The 21,442-nt window shown below is 66.4% G+C and carries 19 protein-coding genes, 1 tRNA gene and 1 pseudogene; 10 read left to right on the forward strand and 11 right to left on the reverse strand.

The window, feature by feature from the left end; translation table 11 throughout:
- Positions 1-62: 62 nt before the first annotated feature.
- Complete coding sequence (gene glgA, locus NIBR502770_RS07745) at positions 63-1,268, forward strand: glycogen synthase (RefSeq protein ID WP_141181574.1); 1,206 nt, start codon at positions 63-65, stop codon at positions 1,266-1,268.
- Positions 1,269-1,361: 93 nt separating this feature from the next.
- Here the strand turns inward: glgA and NIBR502770_RS07750 are convergent, their stop codons facing one another.
- Both NIBR502770_RS07750 and NIBR502770_RS07755 read right to left on the reverse strand, forming a co-directional pair.
- The gene (locus NIBR502770_RS07750) at positions 1,362-3,473 is read right to left on the reverse strand and encodes an acyl-CoA dehydrogenase (RefSeq protein ID WP_141181575.1); all 2,112 of its coding nucleotides are present in this window, start codon (positions 3,471-3,473) and stop codon (positions 1,362-1,364) included.
- 1 nt (position 3,474) lies between these two features.
- On the reverse strand, positions 3,475-4,203 hold the full coding sequence (locus NIBR502770_RS07755) for a TetR/AcrR family transcriptional regulator (RefSeq protein ID WP_246857445.1): 729 nt from the start codon (positions 4,201-4,203) through the stop codon (positions 3,475-3,477).
- A gap of 61 nt (positions 4,204-4,264) precedes the next feature.
- Between NIBR502770_RS07755 and NIBR502770_RS07760 the strand changes: the two genes are divergently transcribed.
- Genes NIBR502770_RS07760 through NIBR502770_RS07770 form a run of 3 tightly spaced genes read left to right on the forward strand, consistent with a single transcriptional unit; the run spans position 4,265 to position 7,875 of the window.
- A complete protein-coding gene (locus NIBR502770_RS07760) occupies positions 4,265-5,617 on the forward strand; it encodes an acetyl-CoA C-acetyltransferase (protein ID WP_141181577.1) in 1,353 nt (450 codons plus the stop codon).
- Positions 5,618-5,626: 9 nt separating this feature from the next.
- Complete coding sequence (locus NIBR502770_RS07765) at positions 5,627-6,967, forward strand: 3-oxoacyl-ACP reductase (RefSeq protein WP_141181578.1); 1,341 nt, start codon at positions 5,627-5,629, stop codon at positions 6,965-6,967.
- On the forward strand, positions 6,964-7,875 hold the full coding sequence (locus NIBR502770_RS07770) for a MaoC/PaaZ C-terminal domain-containing protein (RefSeq protein WP_141160453.1): 912 nt from the start codon (positions 6,964-6,966) through the stop codon (positions 7,873-7,875). Before NIBR502770_RS07765 ends, NIBR502770_RS07770 begins: the two co-directional genes overlap by 4 nt.
- Before the next feature lie 12 nt (positions 7,876-7,887).
- Here NIBR502770_RS07770 and NIBR502770_RS07775 read toward each other — a convergent pair whose 3' ends face one another.
- The 5 genes from NIBR502770_RS07775 to NIBR502770_RS07795 form a co-directional block, all read right to left on the reverse strand.
- Positions 7,888-8,961, reverse strand: a complete 1,074-nt coding sequence (locus NIBR502770_RS07775) for an aromatic acid exporter family protein (RefSeq protein WP_141181579.1) — start codon at positions 8,959-8,961, stop codon at positions 7,888-7,890.
- Between the two features lie 93 nt (positions 8,962-9,054).
- Positions 9,055-10,164, reverse strand: a complete 1,110-nt coding sequence (locus tag NIBR502770_RS07780) for a serine hydrolase domain-containing protein (RefSeq protein ID WP_141181580.1) — start codon at positions 10,162-10,164, stop codon at positions 9,055-9,057.
- A 43-nt stretch (positions 10,165-10,207) separates the two neighbouring features.
- The gene (locus tag NIBR502770_RS07785; protein WP_141181581.1) at positions 10,208-11,290 is read right to left on the reverse strand and encodes a glutathione S-transferase family protein; all 1,083 of its coding nucleotides are present in this window, start codon (positions 11,288-11,290) and stop codon (positions 10,208-10,210) included.
- A gap of 29 nt (positions 11,291-11,319) precedes the next feature.
- Positions 11,320-12,060: a M50 family metallopeptidase gene (locus tag NIBR502770_RS07790; RefSeq protein ID WP_141181582.1), complete on the reverse strand. Its 741-nt coding sequence runs from the start codon at positions 12,058-12,060 to the stop codon at positions 11,320-11,322.
- 167 nt (positions 12,061-12,227) lie between these two features.
- The gene (locus NIBR502770_RS07795; protein ID WP_018761323.1) at positions 12,228-12,530 is read right to left on the reverse strand and encodes a DUF4193 domain-containing protein; all 303 of its coding nucleotides are present in this window, start codon (positions 12,528-12,530) and stop codon (positions 12,228-12,230) included.
- A gap of 205 nt (positions 12,531-12,735) precedes the next feature.
- Between NIBR502770_RS07795 and NIBR502770_RS07800 the strand changes: the two genes are divergently transcribed.
- The 4 genes from NIBR502770_RS07800 to NIBR502770_RS07815 all read left to right on the forward strand — a co-directional run bounded on the left by NIBR502770_RS07800 (position 12,736) and on the right by NIBR502770_RS07815 (position 15,519).
- The gene (locus tag NIBR502770_RS07800; RefSeq protein WP_141181583.1) at positions 12,736-13,875 is read left to right on the forward strand and encodes a glycosyltransferase family 9 protein; all 1,140 of its coding nucleotides are present in this window, start codon (positions 12,736-12,738) and stop codon (positions 13,873-13,875) included.
- A 5-nt stretch (positions 13,876-13,880) separates the two neighbouring features.
- Positions 13,881-14,843 (forward strand): glycosyltransferase family 9 protein, encoded by a 963-nt coding sequence (locus NIBR502770_RS07805; protein WP_141181584.1) that lies wholly within the window; start codon positions 13,881-13,883, stop codon positions 14,841-14,843.
- A 77-nt stretch (positions 14,844-14,920) separates the two neighbouring features.
- Positions 14,921-15,151, forward strand: coding sequence for a hypothetical protein (locus NIBR502770_RS07810; RefSeq protein WP_141160445.1), 231 nt, complete (start codon positions 14,921-14,923; stop codon positions 15,149-15,151).
- Between the two features lie 176 nt (positions 15,152-15,327).
- On the forward strand, positions 15,328-15,519 hold the full coding sequence (locus NIBR502770_RS07815; protein WP_141160444.1) for a three-helix bundle dimerization domain-containing protein: 192 nt from the start codon (positions 15,328-15,330) through the stop codon (positions 15,517-15,519).
- 4 nt (positions 15,520-15,523) lie between these two features.
- Here NIBR502770_RS07815 and NIBR502770_RS07820 read toward each other — a convergent pair.
- From NIBR502770_RS07820 to NIBR502770_RS07830, 3 genes and pseudogenes are all read right to left on the reverse strand, one after another.
- Positions 15,524-16,550: pseudogene (locus tag NIBR502770_RS07820) on the reverse strand (NADPH:quinone reductase).
- A gap of 115 nt (positions 16,551-16,665) precedes the next feature.
- Positions 16,666-16,839 carry a CsbD family protein gene (locus tag NIBR502770_RS07825; RefSeq protein WP_141160443.1) on the reverse strand — a complete coding sequence of 58 codons (174 nt, stop codon included), beginning with the start codon at positions 16,837-16,839 and terminating at the stop codon, positions 16,666-16,668.
- Between the two features lie 100 nt (positions 16,840-16,939).
- Positions 16,940-18,547 (reverse strand): phospholipase D-like domain-containing protein, encoded by a 1,608-nt coding sequence (locus tag NIBR502770_RS07830; protein ID WP_141181585.1) that lies wholly within the window; start codon positions 18,545-18,547, stop codon positions 16,940-16,942.
- 178 nt (positions 18,548-18,725) lie between these two features.
- On the opposite strand from NIBR502770_RS07830, the gene NIBR502770_RS07835 reads away from it, so the two are divergent.
- Positions 18,726-19,187, forward strand: a complete 462-nt coding sequence (locus NIBR502770_RS07835) for a GatB/YqeY domain-containing protein (RefSeq protein WP_141181586.1) — start codon at positions 18,726-18,728, stop codon at positions 19,185-19,187.
- 694 nt (positions 19,188-19,881) lie between these two features.
- On the opposite strand, the gene NIBR502770_RS07845 is transcribed toward NIBR502770_RS07835, so the two are convergent.
- Positions 19,882-19,964, reverse strand: a tRNA-Leu gene (locus tag NIBR502770_RS07845).
- A gap of 170 nt (positions 19,965-20,134) precedes the next feature.
- On the opposite strand from NIBR502770_RS07845, the gene NIBR502770_RS07850 reads away from it, so the two are divergent.
- Positions 20,135-21,439, forward strand: a complete 1,305-nt coding sequence (locus NIBR502770_RS07850) for a M20/M25/M40 family metallo-hydrolase (protein WP_141181587.1) — start codon at positions 20,135-20,137, stop codon at positions 21,437-21,439.
- Positions 21,440-21,442: the final 3 nt, after the last annotated feature.

Genomic DNA, 21,442 nt, shown 5'->3' on the forward strand with positions numbered 1-21,442 from the left:
TCCGGTAGGCCCGGACTCCTTCACACTAGAACAGTTATGCGTGAACGACTACCTTGGGTCTTGTGCGAATAGACATTGTGACTAAAGAGTTCCCGCCGGAGATCTACGGTGGCGCCGGGGTGCACGTAGCCGAGTTGAGCAGGGTGCTTAGTAAGCACGTTGACCTGCAGGTTCGTGCATTCGGGGCCCCCCGGGACGCCGACTACCACGGCGCCACCGTGACGTCCTACCAGGTCCCGGAGGACCTCGGCGCGGCCAACGCGGCGGTGCAGACCCTGGGCGTGGACCTGCGCATTGTGCCGGACGTGCAGGGCGCGGACCTGGTCCATTCGCATACCTGGTACGCCAACATGGCCGGGCACCTGGCCTCGCTGCTGCACGGAATTCCGCACGTTCTGAGCGCCCACAGCCTTGAGCCGCTCCGGCCATGGAAAGCCGAGCAGCTTGGCGGCGGCTACGCCCTCTCCTCCTGGGTGGAGAAGACGGCGTACGAAGCGGCGGCGGCGATCATCGCCGTGTCCGAGGGCATGCGCCAGGACATCCTGCGCAGCTACCCTGACGTTGACCCGGAAAAGGTCCGCGTGGTCCACAACGGGATCGACGTGGCCCTCTGGCAGCGTGATGAAAACGACGACGCCGTCCGTGCCCTGGGCATCGACCCGGCCAAGCCAAGCGTCGTCTTTGTGGGAAGAAACACACGGCAGAAGGGCGTTCCCTACCTCCTGCGGGCGGCAGCGAAACTGCCCGCCGATGTCCAGCTGGTGCTGTGCCTCGGCGCGGCGGACACTCCGGAACTGGCTGCGGAAACAGCGGCACTCATCGAGGAGCTGCAGAAGCAGCGCACCGGCGTGGTGCTGATTGAACGGATGCTGCCGCGCCACGAACTGATCCAGGTCCTCAGCCATGCAACGGCCTTTGCCTGCCCCTCCATCTACGAGCCGCTCGGCATCGTGAACCTTGAAGCGATGGCTTGCGGCGCCGCAGTGGTGGCCAGCGCCACCGGCGGCATCCCCGAGGTGGTCCAGCACGGTGAGACCGGGCTGCTGGTGGACCTGGAACAGGTCACCGATGGCACCGGGACGCCCCTGGACCCGGAGAAGTTCGTTGCGGAGTTCGCGGCCGCCCTGACCGAAGTGGTATCCGATCCCGCACGCGCCCGGGCCATGGGGCAGGCAGGCCGCGAGCGCGCCGAGAAGCACTTCTCGTGGGAATCGATCACGGAAACCACCCTTGAGGTGTACCGCTCGGTGCTGCCTGCCGGAGCCTGAGCGTCCCGGCAGTAGGCACAACGACGGCGCCGCTCCCCTTTGCCAGGGGAGCGGCGCCGTCGTTGTTTGCCTTGTTCGTGGTGTCCGCCGGGATCAGGCCTTCCGGCCGGTGGTCCTGGCGATCAGGACTTTCTCGTCCACCGGAGCCTGCCCGCTGGCCCGCTCGCTGCGGAAGTGCGCACGCGCCTCGTCCTGGCGGCTCATTTCGGCGCCCGTGGCGATGGCCGCCCGGACGTGCTCCCCGCCGTACCCGAAGGCCTCCACCAGATCGAGGGCATGTGGGCGGATCTTTTCCACCAGCCTGTTGATGTAACCGCCCACCGTGCGGGCACGCTGCATGGAGAGCCTGCCGTTCATGAGGTACCAGGACAGGTTCTTCTCAATCAGGGACAAGCCAAAGAGGTCACGCAGCCAGGTGAGCACCGTCCTGGTTCCCGGATCTTCCACCTCCCGGAGAGCCTCCGTGAACGCCTCCCACTGCAGCAGTTCAGCGTGCGCCTGGGCGGCGTCGATGAGTTCATTCTGGTGCCGGTTGAACAATGCAGCGCCTTGGTCCTGCGGCAGGCGCTTGCTGCCCTTCAAGGCAGCGCCGGCCTCAGCCACCATGGTCTGTACCCGATCCGTGAGCAGGGCGCGCTGGCCTTCCTCGTCGCGGAGCGCGATCGCGGCCTTCTGGACCGACCCCGTGTCCGCCATGAACTGGGCCACCTGGCGCAGGCCAGTGCGGTGCACAGCGGCGCCGGCGGCCTGGTTCACTACGTACCGGGCCAGCACGCCGAAGTCCACATTCCTGAACTCCTTGGCGTAGTCGGCCAGCAGGCGCTTGGCCACCAACTGGAGCAGTACGGTGTTGTCTCCCTCGAAGGTGACATATACGTCCAGGTCGGCGCGCAGCGAGGCGAACCTGTTTTCGATAAGGAAGCCGGCACCGCCGCAGGCTTCGCGGCATTCCTGGAGGGTGTCCAGGGCGTGCCAGGTGCTGAGGGGCTTCAGCGCTGCGGCCAGGGTTTCCAGGTCCTGGCGGTCTGCGTCGGTGTCGTGGGCGCCGGAGAAGACGTCGTCGAACTTCTGCAATAGCTGCTCGTGCGCAAAGCCGGCCGCGTAGGTGGTGGCCAGGCGGGTGAACAGGCGCCGCTGGTGCCGCTGGTAGTCGAGCAGCACTTCTTCCTCCGTGTGCGAGGAAGCGTTGAACTGGCGGCGTTCGGTGGCGTACTGGATGGCGGCTTTCAGCGCGACCTTGGAGGCGGCCACGGCGGCGCCGTCCAGGGATACGCGGCCCTGGACCAGGGTGCCCAGCATGGTGAAGAAGCGCCGGCCGGGGCTGGCGATGGGGGAGGTGTAGGTTCCGTCCGCGTCGACGTTGCCGTACCGGTTCAGGAGGTTGGTCCGGGGGACGCGGACGTTGTCGAAGTGCAGCCGGCCGTTGTCGATGCCGTTCAGTCCGCCCTTGACGCCGTCGTCCTCCCCGCCGATTCCGGGCAGGAATTCCTTGGTGTCCGGATCCCGGAGGTCCACGTAGAAGGCGTGGACGCCATGGTTCACGCCGCGAGTGACCAGCTGGGCGAACACGACGGCGCCGAGGCCGTCGTTGGCCGCGTTGCCGATGTAGTCCTTCCAGGCGGCGCGGAACGGGGTGTTGATGATGAACTCTTCGGTGCCGGGATCGTAGGTTGCGGTGGTGGCGATACTGGCCACATCCGAGCCGTGGCCGGTCTCCGTCATGGCGAAGCAACCGGGGATTTCCAGGCTCATGATTCCGGGCAGCCACTTGGTGTGGTGTTCTGCGGTCCCCAGGTGCATCACGGCGGATCCGAAGAGTCCCCACTGGACCCCGGCCTTGATCTGCAGGGACGGGTCCGCCACCACCAGTTCCTCGAAGCCGGCGATGTTGCCGCCATGGTCGTCGGATCCCCCCAGCTCCGAGGGGAAGGCGCGGTGCACGGCTTCATTGTCCACGAGGTACTTGAGTTGTCCGAAGACGCGGGCGCGGTGTTCGGTGTGCGTCAGGCCCTCGATCTTGTGCAGTTCGGGCCGGCCGGCCAGGTCCCGTGCCTGGAGCCTGACATCGGCCCATTTGCCCAGGAGTTGCCTGCCCAGCGCCTCGATGTCGACGGCGGGCGCGGGGCTTTCGTCCGAGGGCTTGGCGGCAGGGGTTGCGGCGGGGCGGAGGCCCTTGCGCGCGGGGCGGTCCACTACGTCAGTCATGTCACAGTCCTTCTTTGGCGGATAACTTGGTGGTCGGTGAAGCGGGGGTGAGTTCGGGGACGATGCCCACGCACAGCCATGCGGTGATCTGGCGGGCCATGGTCTCCTGGTCTGGTTTGGTGGGGGAGTCCGGGGTGCTGAGCCATTGTTCGCCGGCGTTCCGGACCAGGCCGATCGCCGCCTTGGGCCAGTAACCGATGACGGTTTCCTTGACGTCCGCCAGGTGTGACCGCATGGGAGTGGCGATCATGTCCGCGATGGCGTCGAAGAAGGGCCCCAGCGGTCCACCGGCTGCGGCGGGGTGCGGAGGGTTGGCGGCATCAGCCGGGGCATAGCTGGTGACGAAGGTATAGACGTTGGGGCTGGTGGCGGCCATCTGGAGATAAGCCGAGACCATCGCGAGCAGGCCCTCCCGGGGCGTGAGTGCACTTTGCGCGGCCTCCTGGATGCGGTGCTGCATCTGGCTGAGGACTACCTCGCCCACGGCCTGCTGCAGCCCGGCCTTGTCTCCGAAGTACCTGTAGAAGACGGACTTCGATGTCCCGGCTGCCGTGGCGATGTCCTCCATTGAGGCATCACTGCCGAGGGCATGCACCGCGCGCCGTGCCTGCTTGATGAGTTCCCTGCGCCGCTCCTCCCGGTGGCTCTGCCAGCGCGACGAACGCCCGTCGGGGCTGGCCGGCGACGGCAGTTCGATGGTCAAGGGGGAGTGCGTGTCCTGGAGGTTCACGATACCCAGCGTATCAGGTACGCTGGGTATCGGTAACCACTTGTGACCAGAGGAGCCCTCCATGTCCACAGAAGGACAGTCCATCCCCGCACGCGGATCCGCGCTGCCTGCCGTTCCGGCAACGCGCAGGGCGGTGATCGTTGGCGGCAACAGGATCCCGTTTGCCCGCGCAGGCGGAGCCTACGCGAAGTCATCCAACCAGGACATGCTGACGGCGGCCCTCGACGGCCTGATCGCGCGGTTCGGGCTCCAGGACGAACGGATCGGGCAGGTGGCGGCGGGTGCGGTCCTGAAGCACTCCCGTGACTTCAACCTCACCCGGGAGGCAGTGCTGGGATCGGCACTCTCGGCGGAAACGCCCGTGTACGACCTCCAGCAGGCGTGTGCCACGGGCCTGGAGACCGTGGCGGGCCTGGCGAACAAGATCAAGCTCGGGCAAATCGATTCGGCCATCGCCGGCGGCGTGGATTCGGCCTCCGACGCACCCGTGGTGGTCAGTGAAGGGCTCCGCGAGGTTGTACTGGACCTCCACCGGGCCAAAACCCTTCCCCAGCGGCTCCAGATCCTCAGCCGGCTCCGTCCCAAGGACCTGGCGCCTTTGGCCCCGGGCACAGCGGAGCCGCGTACCGGCCTGTCCATGGGCGAGCACCAGGCCCTGACCACCGCGCAGTGGAAGATCTCCCGGGAAGCGCAGGACGAGCTGGCACTGAACAGCCACCACAACCTGGCCGCCGCCTACGACTCCGGGTTCTTTGACGACCTGATGACCCCGTACCGGGGACTGACGCGTGACGGGAACCTGCGGGCGGACACGTCGCTGGAGAAACTGGCATCCCTCAAGCCGGTCTTCGGCCGCAGCCTTGGCGCCGATGCCACCATGACGGCGGGCAATTCCACCCCGCTGACGGACGGTGCGTCCACGGTGCTGCTGGCGTCGGATGAATGGGCAGATGCCCGCGACCTGCCCAAGCTGGCAGCCGTGGTCGACGCCGAGGCTGCCGCCGTCGATTTCGTCCACGGCAAGGACGGGCTGCTGATGGCGCCCGTATTCGCAGTGCCCAGGCTCCTGGCCCGGCAGGGGCTGACGCTGGCCGACTTCGATTTCTTCGAGATCCATGAAGCGTTTGCCGCAACAGTGCTCAGCACGCTGGCAGCATGGGAGGACGACGAGTTCGGACGCACGCGCCTGGGCCTCGACGGTGCGTTCGGCCGCGTCGACCGTTCCCGCCTCAACGTCAACGGGTCCTCGCTCGCAGCAGGCCACCCATTTGCCGCCACCGGTGGCCGCATCGTCGGCACGCTGGCCAAGATGCTCCATGCCAAGTCAGCTGCCACCGGGAAGCCGGCCCGGGGCCTGGTCTCCGTATGCGCTGCCGGCGGCCAGGGCGTCGTCGCCATCCTGGAATCTCTGTAGGGGCCGGCCATGGCAGATACATACACCCAACTGGTCAACAGCGGCATGGGCCGCAGCCTGGCAAAGAAACTTGGCCTTCCGCAACCTGCGGTCCTGCGCCGGTACCAGCCCGGCCAGCCATTGGTCACCGGACCGGTCGTGGTCCTGGGAAACACTCCGGGGGCGGACAAGCTCGCCGGGGAACTGCTGTCCTGGGACCTCGACATCCGGCGGCATGCTGTTCCCGCCGAAAAGCTGGGCGCCATCATCCTGGTCCTGGACGAGCTGGAGCACCCGGCGGACCTTGAAAAGCCCGTGCTGGCGGCGGCAGGCTCCCTCCGTGACCTGCGCGCCGGCGGGCGGGTCATCACGCTTTCGCGCCCGGCGTCGGAAGCGTCCACACCCGAAGCTGCGGCAGCCCGGCAGGGGGTGGATGGCTTCCTGCGGTCCCTGGCCAAGGAACTGCGGGCCGGCGCAACCGGCAACGGCGTGGTTCTGGCCGATGGCACCACCGCCACCAGTTCCAGTGCCCTGGGCGCCCTGCGGTTCTTCCTCTCCGGCCGGTCGTCATTCGTGGACGGACAGTTCCTGACCGTCTCATCGGAGGACGGCAGCCTGCCCGCTGATCCGGAACGGCCTTTGGCAGGCAAGGTCGCCGTCGTCACCGGAGCCGCCCGGGGCATCGGAGCCCAGATTGCCAGGACGCTGCACCGCGATGGCGCCACCCTGGTCCTGGTTGATATTCCTGCCGCAGGGGACCAACTGGCCGCGGTGGCCAACGAGGTGCGGGCCACGGCGCTCCAGCTGGACATCACCGGTGCCGACGCCGGCCAGCGGATCATCGACCACGCCGTTCAACGGCACGGGCGGCTGGACATCGTGGTGCACAACGCAGGCGTTACGCGGGACAAGCTGTTGGTCAACATGGACCAGGCCCGGTGGAACCCGGTGATCAACATCAACATCGCCGCGCAGCTCCGTATCAACGAAGCCCTGCTGGCCTCCGAACACTTCCGGCAGTCACCGCGCATTGTTTCAGTGGCCTCCACCAGCGGCATCGCCGGAAACCGGGGACAAACCAACTACGCCGCGTCCAAGGGAGGGGTCATGGGGATGGTGCGGGCCACAGCCCCGCTGCTCGCGTCCCGCGGCGGCACCATCAATGCCGTGGCTCCCGGCTTCATCGAAACGGAAATGACGGCCCGCATTCCCTTCGCCGTCCGGGAGGTGGCGCGCCGGCTGAACTCGCTGCAGCAGGGCGGACTGCCGTCCGACGTCGCCGAGACCATCGCCTTCCTGGCCAGCGATGCCGCGGGCGGGATCAACGGGGAGGTGCTGCGGGTATGCGGGCAAAACCTGGTGGGGGCATGACCGTCCAGCAACCGGTGGTCCTGGCCGAAATGCCCTCGCTGTCCAAGCTTTATGTCAACGCCGCCGCGCAGGCCGCAAGGCGCAGGCTCCTGGGAACGCATGACTCCGTAGTCCTCCCGGCGGAGAGCCACGAAGTCAAGGGCGTCACGGTCGGGGTGGAAAACCTTACGGCCTACCAGCACCTGATCGGCGAGACGGCCAGTGACGTCCTGCCCGCCGGCTTCATCCACGCCATCGCCTTCCCTTTGGCCATGAGCGTCATGAACCGGGACGACTTCCCGTTGCCACTGCTGGGGATGATCCACCTGCGCAACAGCGTTGAGCAAAGATCACCGCTGTTGTTCACCGACATCCTTGACATGGCCGCCCGGGTGGAAAACCTCCGCGGCCACCGTGCAGGGACACAGGTGGACGTCGTGGCGGAAGTGCGGCGCGCCGGCTCCGGCGAGGTCCATTGGCGCGGAGTTTCGACATACCTGGCCAAGGGCGTCTTCCTGCCGGGGATCGACAAACCCACAGCCATCCCTCCCAGGCCTGACTTCACGGCACCGGACCCCACGGCGCTGTGGCTGCTGGGCGTGGATACGGGCCGTGCCTATGCGGCTGTCTCGGGGGACTTCAACCCCATCCACCTCAGCGTGCTCTCGGCCAAGGCCCTCGGTATGCGGCGATCGATAGCGCACGGCATGTACCTCGCGTCCCGCGCGCTCGCAGATGTGGGGCCCGCCCGGGGTGACTCATTCACGTGGGACGTGGAATTCGAAGCCCCGGTCTTCCTGCCATCCCGGGTGGCCCTGGAGATCGGCACCGAACAGACAGGTTCCGGGGCATGGAAACAGTCCAGCTTCGTCGCCTGGAGTCCACGCTCCGGGCGGCGCCATTTCAGCGGGACGGTTTCGGCACTGTAGGGACCAGGCCCGCTATTTCCGGCCAGGTCCTGCCTGGTCCTCCCGCCGGATGGCCCGCAGGATCCGGTGGAGGCTGAGGAGGACAGATTCTGAGGCAGGGACCGCTCCCTGTTCTGTCGGCCTGTGGGCGGTGGCAGCCATGCAGGCTTCCACCGCCGCGCTGGCAGCGTCGTAGCGGTCCTTCCACTCCTGGACGTCACCATCGGAGTCTGTGGACACCAGTTCCCCGGTGGCGGTGATGGCGTCTGCCAGCGGTTCATTGTCATGCAGCGGAATCTCGTAGGGCACATCGTCCTCCCAGATCACATCGGACAGCACATCCGTCATGTCCTGGATGTGGAAGGTGACCCGTTCGAGGTTCCGCAGGTCCCGGTAGTCGCGGTCCATGTCCCGCGGGTGCAGCTTCCGCCGGGGATTGGCGCGCCGGCTGGCGTCCGCTTCCTTGACCAAATGACGCACTGAACGTGCCGCTTCCGCCAGTTCGTCCGACCTGCGCGACCAGTCCTCGTGCTCAGGGGGCCATTTTTCCTTCAGGGCTGCGCCCATGTCCGTCAGCTGCCGGCCAAGGGCGAGCCGCAGGTCGGCAAGGCTGGATGCGGCGGCGTTGAGGTGCAGCGGAGGAAAGATCAGGAAATTCACCGCGATCCCGACCACCACGCCCGCCGCCATTTGCACAAGGTAGCCGTAGGAGAAATCTTCGGCATTGCTGCCGCCCACCAGCAGGACCAGGAGCGCCGCCGTGGGAATCCAGTCACTGCCTGAGCCGATGCCCGGCAAGCCGCCCAGCAGGACGCCGACCCCCATGAACACGGCGACCGTCAGCGGCGAGGGTTCGCCGATGCTTACCAGGACGAAGGCAAGACCGATTCCCATCGCCAGGCCCGCCAGGGCCTGCGCCCCCTGCTTCATGGACCCGGCGACATTGCGGTACATGGCCACCAGGGCGCCCAGCGGTGCGTAGTACGCGTAGTGCGAGGCGGCGCCAGGCATGAGGGGCGCGATGGCGAATGCCAGCCCCGCGGCTATGGCAGCCTTCCCTGCCAGTTGCAGCCGCTGTGCGGCGAAGGCAGCAGAAAGCCCCGCCACTGATTGTCTAAGAAGTCGGGTCCCCCGAGCCCACCGTGCGTCCGGCCGTGCCTGAGTATTGCCCATCCGGACAACAGTAGGGCCGGGGGTGCCTCAGGACAAACCTGCTGCTGAGCGCCTTACCTCAGCGGCCAGCCTGTGGGCGCGGCCCGGGGTGCGGCCCTCTTCCGCGCGCCGGGGGATGTAGCCGAAGCCCAGCCCGTACGAGGGATCGGCGAAGCCCAGGGCAGCGTTCGCTCCCTCGTGGCCGAAGGCCCGGTGGCTCCCGAAGTTCCGCGAGGGGTGGGGTTTCATGAACACGACGGCGAAGGCATTGTCCAGGCCGGAGGACCGGTCCAGGCCCCAGACCTGTTCCCTCGTCATGGCCGTGATGGTCCCGCGGGAGAGGAACGGCCCTGCGCCTCCGACACCGGTGGTGGCCGCTGCGTACAGGCGCGCCAGCCCCTCGGCGGAGCCCACTCCAGCCGCGGCGGACATGCCCGCGGCACGCACGGAACGGATATTGGGCAGTTCCATGATGGTACTCACCGGGGCGTTGCTGTTCAGGCCGTCGAGGCTAAGCGGATCCAGCCACGCTTCGGCCGGGTCTGCTTCATACAGCACGTCCCGGTACCTGTCCTCCTGGCAGTCCGGCAGGCCCAGAAAGAAATCCACCGCCTGCGGCTTCCGGATTCTCCGTTCGTAGATGTCCTGCAGGGCCTCGCCCGTGGTCCGCCGGCACAGCTCTTCCATCAGGATGCCAATGGTGAGGGCATGGTAGCCGAACTGGCGGCCAGGTTCCCAGGCGGGAGCCGCAGCGGCCAGCCGGGCGGCGGCCCCGGAGGTGGTGAACTCGTCCAGGGCAAAACCGCCCTCGACCCCCAACAGCCCCGCCTGGTGCGACAACGCCTCCCGGACGAGCAACCGGTCCTTTCCGTGGACCGCAAACTCCGGCCAGTAATGGGCCATGGTCCGGTCAAGGTCCAGGACACCGTCCTGGACCAGCAGGGCGATGACCAGTGCGGCGACGCCTTTAGAGCAGGAGTAGGCGCCGGTCAACGTATCAGGGGCCATATCCGGGCCGCCGGTCAGGCGCACCACCTGCACCCCGTTCCGGTAGGCGGCCAACTGCGCGCTGTAGCGGGAGTCCTCCGCGAGGAAGGACTCAAACAGCGCCAGGACACCCTCGTACCCCGGCGCCACGAAACCCAGAGAAGTCTGCATGCCTTCCAGTGTAGGAGGAAAGCGATTTCCGTCCGCGGATAGGTCAGCGGGAGGCGCCGTGTCCGGTGGCGACTTCCTCCCCGGGGCGCACAGGCCCTGGTGGGGTGCCATCGCCAAACGGGCGTCCACCCAGCGCCTCCCGGCCGTGTTCCGTCAACCAACCGGCAAGATCCGGGCCGGCAGGAACAATCCCAGTGGGATTGATGTCCTCATGGACGATGTAGTAATGCCGCTTGATCTGCACGAAGTCGATGGTGTCCCCGAACCCCGGCGTCTGGAACAGGTCCCGCGCATACCCCCACAGGTTGGGCATTTCGCTCAGCTTTTGCCGGTTGCATTTGAAATGTCCGTGGTAGACGGGATCGAACCTGGCCAACGTGGTGAACAGCCTGACATCTGCCTCGGTAATGGTTTCACCCACCATGTAGCGCTGCCGCGAGAGGCGGTCCTCGAGCCAGTCCAGCGCGGTCCACAAACGCTGGTACGCCGAGTCGTAGGCCTCCTGTGATCCGGCGAAGCCGCAGCGGTAGACGCCGTTGTTGACCTCGGTGAAGACGCGCCTGTTTACCTGGTCGATCTCTTCGCGGAGATGCGCGGGGTAGAGCTGTGGGGCGCCCGGGCGGTGGAACTCTGTCCACTCGGTCGAGAAATCAAGGGTGATCTGGGGGAAATTGTTGGTCACCACTTCACCGCTGCGCACGTCGACGATGGCGGGAACGGTGATTCCGCGGGGATAGCCGGGGAACCGCTTGAAGTAGGCGTCCTGCAGGCGCTCGATTCCCAGGACCGGATCCACTCCACCCGGGTCCAGGTCGAAGGTCCAGGAACGTGCATCGTGGGTGGGTCCAGGCTGGCCAAGGGAAATGGCCTCCTCCAGCCCCAACAGCCTGCGGACGATGACGGTGCGGTTGGCCCATGGACAGGCCCTTGCGGCAATGAGGCGGTAGCGCCCGGCTTCCACCGGCCAGCCCGGTTCACCGTTGCTGCCGGGCGTGGCATTCCTGGTGATGCGGTCCTCAATGTAGTTGGTGTCCCGGGTGAATTCCGCCCCGCCTGTCACGTAGGCTCCGCGGGTGCTGTGCGCGTCGGCGGTGTCTGCTGGTGTGCTTTCCGTTTCCTGGCTCATGACACCAGCCTATGCGCCGGCTTCACGCCCTACGCGCCCTGCCGGAGGATTTCCACGATGGGCTGCCACGCCACCAGCCAGGAACCGGCCACGAGGAGCGTGAACAGGGCAATCCAGATGCCGGACGGAACGGAGGTGGCCCGGTACAGGAGGTACGCGTCCGAGGTGTTGAGACGGTCGCGATGGCGGAGGTGCACCTGGGTGAGCTTGACCAGGTCCCGGACGGCGGCCACGAGGAGTGCCAGGCCGAAGATGACGGCGGCATGGCCGACGGCGGTGGGCGGCGCGAGGAAGGTGAGGGCACCGGTCGCGGCGATCGCGGCCCCCGTGATCGCGAAACCTGCAAGGTTGCGAAGGAAGAGGAGCGAGGCAGTCAACACCAATGCGCTGGCTGCCACGGCGGCCGGTCCCCATCCGTTGAGCCCGGACCAAACAAATGCGGCTCCCGCCAGCGCTGGTACCGGATATCCCCAAAAGCAGGACCAGGCAGCGGCCAGCCTGCTCCTGCTGTACGCAGTGGTGGTTCCGGAGTGGTCAAGGCGAAGACGGATGCCGGAGAGCCGCTGGCCTGACGTAAGGGCAGCGAATGCGTGGCCCAGTTCGTGGGTGGCGGTGGCCAGGAGGCCGAAATATCGCCAGCTGCGCCTGGGGATGGACAGCACGACGGCGGCTGCCAGCGACAGCAGCAGCTCAGCCCATGTGATGTTGGGTACGTTCGTGTGGGTGAATGCCGCGCTGAAGGTGTTCCAGAAACTGGCAGGGCTGTCCAATAGTGCCTCCTGGCTGCCGTGTCGCCGTCGTAAGTCCTGCGCCCCACGCTACGCACCCAAGCTGGACGCGGGCAGGAACCTGCCATTGCTTAAAGCCGAAAGGCACGCCTGGTGCGGCGTGCCCTTCTTGCGGGGCCGGGCGTTGCTGCCCCGGTAAAACCTTCTGACTAACCTTCGCACTCCGTGCAGTAGCTGTGTCCGTCTTTTTGCCGGGCGATCTGGGACCGGTGGCGGACCAGGAAGCAGGAGTAGCAGGTGAATTCGTCCTCAGCCTGGGGGATGACCTGGACCACGAGTTCCTCAGCGACGAATTCGCCGCCAGGAACTCCGGCGCCGTCCAGCCCGTCAGCCTCGTCCAACTCCTGCACAACGCTGCGGGCGTCCGGAGCATTCGCTGACTGGAGCTGCTCGAGTGAGTTGTCCTGCGATTCCTTGACGTCGGAACGCAGTTCATCGTAATCGGTTGCCACTTTGGGTGCTTCTCTTTTCTTAGTTGGGCTGTCGGGTATGAAACGTACAGCATGAACCCGGTATTCCCCAACAGGAAGCGTAGATCCGTTGCCGGTTGGGTACAGGTTCATAGGAGCGGCCGCGGGTACTCAAACCGGCATCCGGCTGCGTGGGCAGGGGAGGGACGGCCATGCGTTTCCCTCCCCGGGACGGAAGGGGCAGTTCTTGGAGCAACTCACTGCAGGGCTTGGCGGTGCCGGACAAATCGGTGTGGGGGTAGGCCCGGTGCTGGAGAAGTTCGACGCCGTGTCCCGGATTGCGGTCCTGCGCGGAGGCGGCCTGGGGGATCTGATGTTCGCGATTCCCGCGATGGCTGCGTTAAAGGCGGCCTACCCTGCAGCACACCTGACACTGCTGGGCACCCCAATCCATGAGGCGGTTCTCGGGGCGGTGGAAAGCCCCGTCGATGAGGTGGTTGTCCTGCCCTTTGCCGAAGGAGTCCGGCCCGGGGAGGAAGATGCCGGCGAGCTGGACCGGTTCTTTGCCGGCATGCGCGGGCGCGCCTTCGATCTGGCTGTCCAGCTCCATGGGGGCGGACGGTTCTCGAATCCCTTCCTGCTGCGGCTGGGAGCCAGCCATACTGTAGGAACGCGGACGGCCGACGCCGCCCTGCTTGAGCGCAGCGTCCCCTACCTCTACTACCAGCACGAACCCGTCCGGGCCCTGGAAGTGGCCGGTTTCGCGGGCGCGTTCCCCGTCGACCTTGAAGCCCGCCTGGCCCCCGCCGGGCAGGCATCCTTCCCGCCGCGCCCCGGCGACGGCGCCCAGCCACTCGTGGTGATCCATCCGGGCGCCACCGATCCCCGCCGTCGTTGGCCTGCCGCAAAGTTTGCTGAGCTTGCTGCCGCCTGCGCAGCCGATGGTTCGCGGGTCGTCCTTATCGGGGACGGCAGCGAACAGGGCCTGGCGGCGGAGATTGCGGACAGTGCCGCTTCAACAGCGGTCAGTTCCCTGGCCGGCGCCCTGGATATGGCAGGGCTTGTGGCGTTGCTGGCGGGCGCCGACGTCGTGGTGGCAAACGACAGCGGGCCCAGGCACCTTGCACAGGCGCTGGGCGTGCCCACAGTCGGCATTTTCTGGGTGGGCAACGTGATCAATGCCGGAGCGCTGGGGCGGAGCCTCCACCGTGTCCACGCCTCATGGGTGACGGCTTGTCCAGCGTGTGGTGTCGATGTCACCCAGGTCGGCTGGACCGCAGCGCGGTGTGTCCACGACGACTCACTGGTGGCCGGAGTTGCCGTCAGTGACGTCTACGGGGACGTCTGGAGCCTCGCGGCCGGCAAGTTCGCAAAGCAGGATGCGTGACGGGCATGGATGCGCCACACGAAGCCGTTGTTCACGAGCCGGCAGACGGAAGGCCGGAGCTCCTGGTCCTGCGCGCTTTGAAGCTCGGCGACCTGCTGGTGGCCGTGCCGGCGTTAAAAGGCCTGCGGCAGGCCTTTCCCGGGCACCGACTCCGGTACGCCGCGCAGGGGTGGTTGTCCGAGGCCCTGGGCCTGGTGGGCGGCTATGAACTGCTGCCCACGCACGGGCTGGACGAGCCCCTGGCGCTGCCACCGGGCGTGGTGGACGTCGCCGTCAACCTTCACGGCAGCGGCCCGGAGAGCCAGGGGCGGATAGAGGCGCTGAAGGCCCGGCGGACCCTGGGACATCGAAGTGCGCACCGGAACGGGCCGCACTGGCGGCCGGAACTGCACGAACGCGAACGCTGGGTGCGCCTCCTTGAATGGCATGGGATAGACGCCGATCCGTTGGACGTGCAGTTGGACACGCCCCAGGTCCCCAGTCCGGTCCCCGGTGCCACTGTCCTGCACGTTGGGGCAGCGTACGGCAGCAGGCTTTGGCCTGCGGAGCGGTTTGCGGCGGTGGCGACCGCACTGACGGAAGCCGGACACCAGGTAGTCTTCACCGGCGGCAGTTCCGAGAGAGACCGGGCCGACGAAGTGTGCCGCCTCGCAGGAATCCCTGGTACCGCTGTGCTGGCCGGGGTGTTGGGCCTGGGGGAGTTCGCTGCGACCATTGCTGCTGCCCGCCTGGTGGTTTCTGCCGACACCGGCGCCGCGCACCTGGCATCAGCGTACGGCACACCGTCCGTGGTGCTCTTTGGCCCGGCCCCACCGGAGATTTGGGGGCCGCCACCGGGACCCCATATCGTCCTCACCCGGGCCGAACTGCGGCGCGGGGACACTTTCGCGGCGCGGCCGGATCCAGCCCTCCTGGCTGTCCAGGCCTCCGATGTCATGGCGGCTGTCAAAGCACTGGGCTTGGTCTGAAACACTGTGGGTTTCAGCGTCCGCCATGTGGGTCCGCAAGGGGGTGGAACGAGCCCAATGAGCCTAAAATTCTGTGTATGAGCACTGAGCTGGAAATCGCTTTGGTGTTGGGAGCGGCGCTCCTCTGGATTGCCCTAACGCTTACCATCCTGTCCGCCATCGACCGGCCGGAAAGAAAGGCGCGGCGGCAGGAACGCCGCAACGTCAGGGCCGATAAGCACCGGATTGAGTACCGTCCGGCGGCAGCGGCGGCCCATAGCCCCGGACGTAACCGGCACCCACGGACCCGGCGGCTTCATCCACACTGACATCGGCGGCGCTCCGGAGGTGGAAAGGCGGGGAGCACCCGGGCCGAACGCGGCTCCCGGCGCTCGCCGTCGTGCGCTCATGGCAGTGACGGGCAGGGCAGTGAACCACGCTGCACGCCCCGGCGCTCTCTTCGCGAGGTCTTGACGGGTCTGGCCGGATCCCCGACACTTTCCCGATGGGAGTAAGCGAAGAGTTGCGGGCGCTTGGCGACGTGGTGGACAGGCTTGCCGCGAAGTTTCCAGCCCTGTCCAGGGAATACATCGAAGATGTGGTGCAGCAGGAGCACAGCCTCCTGGATACGGGCAGGGTCCGCGCCTTCGTGCCGGTCCTGGTTGAGCATGCAGCCAGGGACAGGCTGGCACGGTAGGGCGTCAGGGGGCCGGTGCGACGTCGATCAGCACTTTTCCGACTGTCTCCTGTTCCACGGCGTCATGGGCTGCCGGGGTCTGGTCGAGCGGGAACCGTGTCAGGGGCAGTCCGTACTCTTCCCCCACCCGCAGCGCGCCTGCCGCCAGGGCCTCGCCGACGGCGGCAACGGCTTGACGTTTCTGCTCGTCGGTGACGGTGTAGGTGAGGATGAACTGGTAGCGGACGTTCCTTGCCATGCTTTCGCGGATTGGAACAGTGAGTGATTCTCCGGGGTTCGCCGCGTAAATGGAGATCGTTCCGCCCGGGTTTGATGACGTCCAGGTCCGTTGTGACGTTCGCGGGTGCATTGACGTCCACAATCATGTCGACGCCGTTTGCGGCCACCTGGTGGACGGCGCCAACGACGTCCCCGGTCCGGTAGTTGATGATGGTGCCGGCACCGGCACGGCGGGCAAGTTCAGCCTTTTGCTCCCCGCTGACGGTAGTGATCACGGTGGCCCCGGCCCAGCGCGCGAGTTGGATGGCCGCGTGGCCTACGGCTCCGGCCCCTCCCGTGACCAGGACGGTTCGTCCTGCGAGGGCACCGGCTGAGAGCCTCGCCGGGCCGTCCTCGTTCGATGTCAGGGCCCGGTGCGCCGTCAACGCCGGGATTCCCAACGAAGCGCCGGTATCGAAGGATTCGGTATCGGGAAGGGGCACTGCTTTATTGCCGGGCACCACAACGTATTCCTGGGCTGTGCCTTCATTGCTGCCCCAGGCGACGTCCCACAGCCAGACTCGGCCGCCCACGGAAAGGCCGGTCACCCCGGGACCCAGCGCATCGATGACTCCGGCTCCGTCCTGGTTTGGAACTTTGGGGGCATCCAGCTTCTTGCTTCCGTTCCCGGACCGCGACTTCCAGTCGGTGGGGTTGACGCCGGACACCACCACCCGGACGCGGACTTCTCCGGGCCCCGGGACCGGCAGTGGCCTGTCCCGTAGCTTCAGCACGGATGAGGGCCCTGTTTCTTCGTAACTGATTGCCTTCACATCTACTCCCAACCCGGTTGCCGTTGCCCTTAATGCCCCAACCTACCGAACGTGCTGGGGGCGCATGAAAAAAGCGCACCCCGTTCGCTGAGTGCGCTTTTTCCATGACTGCCTGTCAGTGCTTGAAGGCGTCCTTGACCTTTTCGCCGGCCTGCTTCAGATCACCTTTTGCCTGATCTGCCTGGCCTTCGGCCCGCAGGCTTTCATCGCCCGTGGCAGCTCCGGCTGCTTCCTTGCCCTTACCGCCGGCCTTTTCAGCGGCGTTCTCAATCTTGTCGCCCAGTCCCATGGTGTTTCCTCCTCTGGTTGGCAGCCGTTCGCATTCGGCTGTGAATATCATAAGCATGCTTAGGAACCTTTTTTCAAGTCCCCGCCTACTCACTGTCCGCCTAGAACCTGGACGTGCCACGAAGCGGCCGGGGCCGGCCGTCCGGATCAACGATCAGCCGGTAAATCGGATCAGCCCAGATACGGTGGATGGCCCGGACCGGTTCGGGGGAGTGGTGCCGTACCTGGCCTGGCGGCCGCGGCCCAGATCGGCCGGTCCCGTGCCACTTTTCCAGGGCGCCGGCCATCCTGTTCCAAAGATCAATTTCCCCGCCGCCGGTGGTCAGCAGGGGGTCGTCCTGGTCCATGCCCAGATGTTCCGCCCAGAGCTGGAGCCGCAACTTCCGCGGGAGTGGCTGGGGCGTTCGGCCACCGGCGCTGCCATCGGCGTCAGCCGCAGCGGCGGTGTCGATCACTGCGCAGGTGAGCTCGCTGTCGGTGGTCCAGGACCGGCGGTTGAAGTTGTCAGATCCGCAGGTGAACCACGTGTCGTCGATGATGCAGATCTTCGCGTGGACGTAGATCGGTGTCCCGTCATTATTCTCCAGGTCGAACACCCCCACCCGGTCGGGTGCCGCCCGGCGAAGCATGCTGATGGCACGCTGTTGCCCCAAACGCCGGGGCGGGCCGCCAAGGAACCCGTCCGAGTCGGGGTAGCGCGGCACCACGATGATGACCTGCAGCGCCTGGTTGCGCTCCAGCGCCTCTGCGATGCCCGCGGCGACCTCTGTTGACCACAGGTACTGGTCTTCGATGTAAATGAGCGAACGCGCCTGGGCGAAAGCCTTTGCGTAGGCCCGCGCGATGCTCCGCTCTCCGTGAGGCGCGAACGGGAAAGGTGGGCGCTTCACGCCGTAGGTGCGGAGCAGCTGCACGGCGTGCGGTCCGGCATCCGGCGGGGGCGGAGCCGCTTCCGGCAATGGTCTGGGGTGCCTTGGCATGCGGGCCAGGCGCTGCAGCAGCATCCGGTAAGGGGTGCGGCGGTCCAACGGGTGGGGATCGTTCCAGCGTTCCGCAAAAATAGCCAGCACATCGGCAACCACCGGCCCCCGAAGCTCGAGAGCGGCGTCGTGCCACGGGGGCGTCGGCCCGTAGCGGGAGTCCATCTTCACCGCCTGTGGGTCTCCCAGGTGGGCGGCGTTGTCCCGGCGGCTGTGTGACAGGTCAATCCCGCCCACGAAGGCGACGTCGCGGGAAGGATCGTCACGACGACGGATGACCACCAGTTTCTGGTGGTGCGACCCGAAGACGCGGACCCGCTGGTCCAGCAGCGCCTCGCCGCCGGCGTTATTGATCTGGCGGCTGAGGAGTTCGTTGGACCGGCCGCTGATGGGGGCCGATATCCGCTCGCCGTGGGATCTCCAGACGAGGCCCCTGACTTCCACGCCGGACCGGGCCAGTCCCGCGAGCAGCCCGCCGATCGTGGTGCCGCCCGGCTCCAACTGCTCATCGCTGTCGCCGCGCCAGTCGGTGAACCAAACCCGGTCTCCAGCCTTCAAGTCCGAGAGCTCCGCATACAGCCTGGCAAAGTAGGCCTCCCCGTGCACCAGGGGCTCCACCAGGTTGCCTTCCGACCAGGACGCCGAGCCTGAGCCGCCCGCGTGGATCCCCGAGGCAGGGTTTCCCCGCTCAGCGCCGCTCAGGAACCACTTGCCAACGGTGCTGTCCACTCGGTGCTCCTTTCGGGGCCCGGAGACCCAGGCCGCTGCGGCTTCCAAACTAGCCTACGGCCGCTCCGGGGTGTCTTTCCCGCGGGTGGAACCAGCCGGGGACACCGCATTACTCGTGCCGCACGCGGGAATAGGCTTGTCCCGGAACGCTTTCCACCAGAGAAGAACGAGGCACGCCATGTCGTTGAAGGAACAGTTGAAAGGCGACGTCGTCGTCCACATGAAGGCGGGCAACCGGGTTGCCCTTACTACCGTGCGCAATGTCCTCGGAGAGATCGAAACGCGGGAGAAGTCGGGCAAGACCCCGGTGGAACTCGACGATCTCCAGGTCACCGCGCTGCTGCAGAAGGAGGCTGCCAAGCGCCGGGACACGGCCGCCACCTACTCGGCGGCGGGTCATGACGACCGCGCCCAGGCGGAGATCGCCGAAGCAGAGGTCATCGAGACGTACCTTCCGAAAGCCTTGACCCGGGCGGAAGCCGAAGCGATCGTGGATGGGGTCATTGAGGAACTGGGGGCGGACGGTATTGTGCTGACCATGCGCTCCATGGGTGCCGTCATGAAATCCGTGACGCCCAAAATCGGCGGCCGGTTCGACGGCAAGGCCGTCAGCGAGATGGTGAAGGCACGCCTGGCCTGAGTGCTCCCGGGAATGCCGCATCGGCTGCCACTGGGCAGCTGAGCAACGATTTGGCGGCAAAAGTCCATAACCTGGGCTCAGGACCTGCGACGCTGAACATACTTGGCCCATGGGGTTCCAGGCTTTTTGGGCAAGGCCGCCGGGGAAGAGAGTTGTCACGGCGGCCACAGGCTGCGTCTTGTTCGCAAGCTGTTTGTCCGCCTGTGCCGGGACATGGCAAGGAGAGCCGCCCTGTTTTCCTCCCGCCTATGAGGTGAGCCCCGGCGTTGCGGGCCCCGGAGACCCAGTCACCGTCCGCGCAGCCGACGCCGGCTGCAATCCCCGGTACGGAAACAACGCCCGGATTCACATCACCGTCACGGACGCCGCCGGGCAAAACGTCCTGAGTACGACGTCGCCGATGAATGACGCCGGCGGATTCGTTTTCCAGTTTGAAGTCCCTCCGCACGCGGCGCCGGGCGTTGCCACTGTGGAGGCCTACCCGTTCGGCGTGGATTGGTGTGATGACACCGGAACGAATAACCGGGTGCCGCATGCTCAAGGTTTTAGCAGGACCTCGTGCGCGGCTCCCGCGAAACCATTGACAATCGCATCCTGAGCCCTAACCGAATGCCAGGCTCCATAACGGAGGCATTGATCGGATACGCGAAAAAACCCCGGCACATCGATGATGTTCCGGGGTTTTCCCTTTTTGTGCGCGGAGGGGGACTTGAACCCCCACCCCCTTTCGAGGACTAGCACCTCAAGCTAGCGCGTCTGCCATTCCGCCACCCGCGCAGGTGGTATTTCGGAAAGCGATTCCGCCTTTCAGCGTTTCGCGCCTCTCCGAAGCAGCGAGAAAAACTCTAACACGAACTTTCCGGGAACAACGAATCGGGCCAAGTAGGTAGGCTGAAGGCAGCGATTCAGCTCGTGCCACCCAGTCATTCCCTACCAAGGAGCCACCAATGCCTGACGTCCTGCCCGAGGATGAAGTTGTCCGGATCTGCCAGGAACTCATCCGGATCGACACCTCCAACTACGGCGACGGGTCGGGGCCTGGGGAGCGGGCGGCGGCCGAGTACGCGGCGGGGCTTATCGAGGAAGTGGGCCTGGATGCGGAGATCTTCGAGTCTGCCCCTGGCCGGGCGAACGTTGTCACCAGGATGGCAGGGGAGGACCCCTCGGCCAGTGCGCTGGTGGTACACGGACACCTGGACGTCGTTCCCGCACTCCGGGACCAGTGGTCCGTTGACCCGTTCGGTGCGGAACTGAAGGACGGCCTCATCTGGGGACGCGGCGCCGTCGACATGAAGGACATGGACGCCATGATCCTGTCGGTCCTGCGGGGATTTGCCAGGGAGGGCAGGAAGCCCAAGCGTGACATCATCTTCGCGTTCTTCGCGGATGAGGAAGCCGGCGGGGTTTACGGCGCCCGCTACGCTGTGGACAACCGGCCCGAATTGTTCGAGGGCGCCACGGAGGCCATCTCGGAGGTGGGCGGCTTCTCCGCCACCATCGGGGGCCAGCGCACCTACCTGCTGCAAACCGCCGAGAAGGGGATCTCCTGGCTTCGGCTGGTGGCACATGGCAGGGCCGGCCACGGCTCGCAGATCAACAAGGACAACGCGGTTACCCGGCTTGCCGCCGCTGTGACCAGGATCGGCGAGTACAAGTGGCCCATCGAGCTCACCCCCACCACCAGGCAGTTCCTTGACGGCGTGACGGAACTCACCGGCGTGGAATTCGACGCCGACAATCCGGACCTCCTGCTCGACCAGCTCGGCACGGTGGCAAGATTCGTCGGGGCCACCCTGCAGAACACGACGAACCCCACCCTCCTCAAGGGTGGCTACAAGCACAACGTCATCCCCGAGTCCGCCGAAGCCCTGGTGGACTGCCGCACCCTCCCGGGCCAGGAACAGCAGGTCCTGGAGATCGTGCGCGAACTCGCCGGCAACGGCGTGGACGTCAGCTACGTCCACAACGACGTTTCGCTTGAGGTCCCCTTCGCCGGCAACCTGGTGGACTCCATGATCGACGCGCTCCACAAGGAGGATCCCGGCGCCAAGGTGCTGCCCTACACGCTTTCCGGTGGCACCGACAACAAATCACTCAGCCGCCTGGGCATCACCGGTTACGGCTTCGCGCCCCTCATGCTGCCTGACGAGCTGGACTTCACCGGCATGTTCCACGGGGTGGACGAGCGGGTTCCCGCGGATTCCCTCAAGTTCGGTGCCCGGGTGCTGGACACGCTGCTCACCAACTACTGAGAG

Origin of the sequence: Pseudarthrobacter sp. NIBRBAC000502770 (genome assembly GCF_006517815.1) — a bacterium.
In the GTDB taxonomy this organism is placed as follows: Bacteria; Actinomycetota; Actinomycetes; order Actinomycetales; family Micrococcaceae; genus Arthrobacter; species Arthrobacter niigatensis.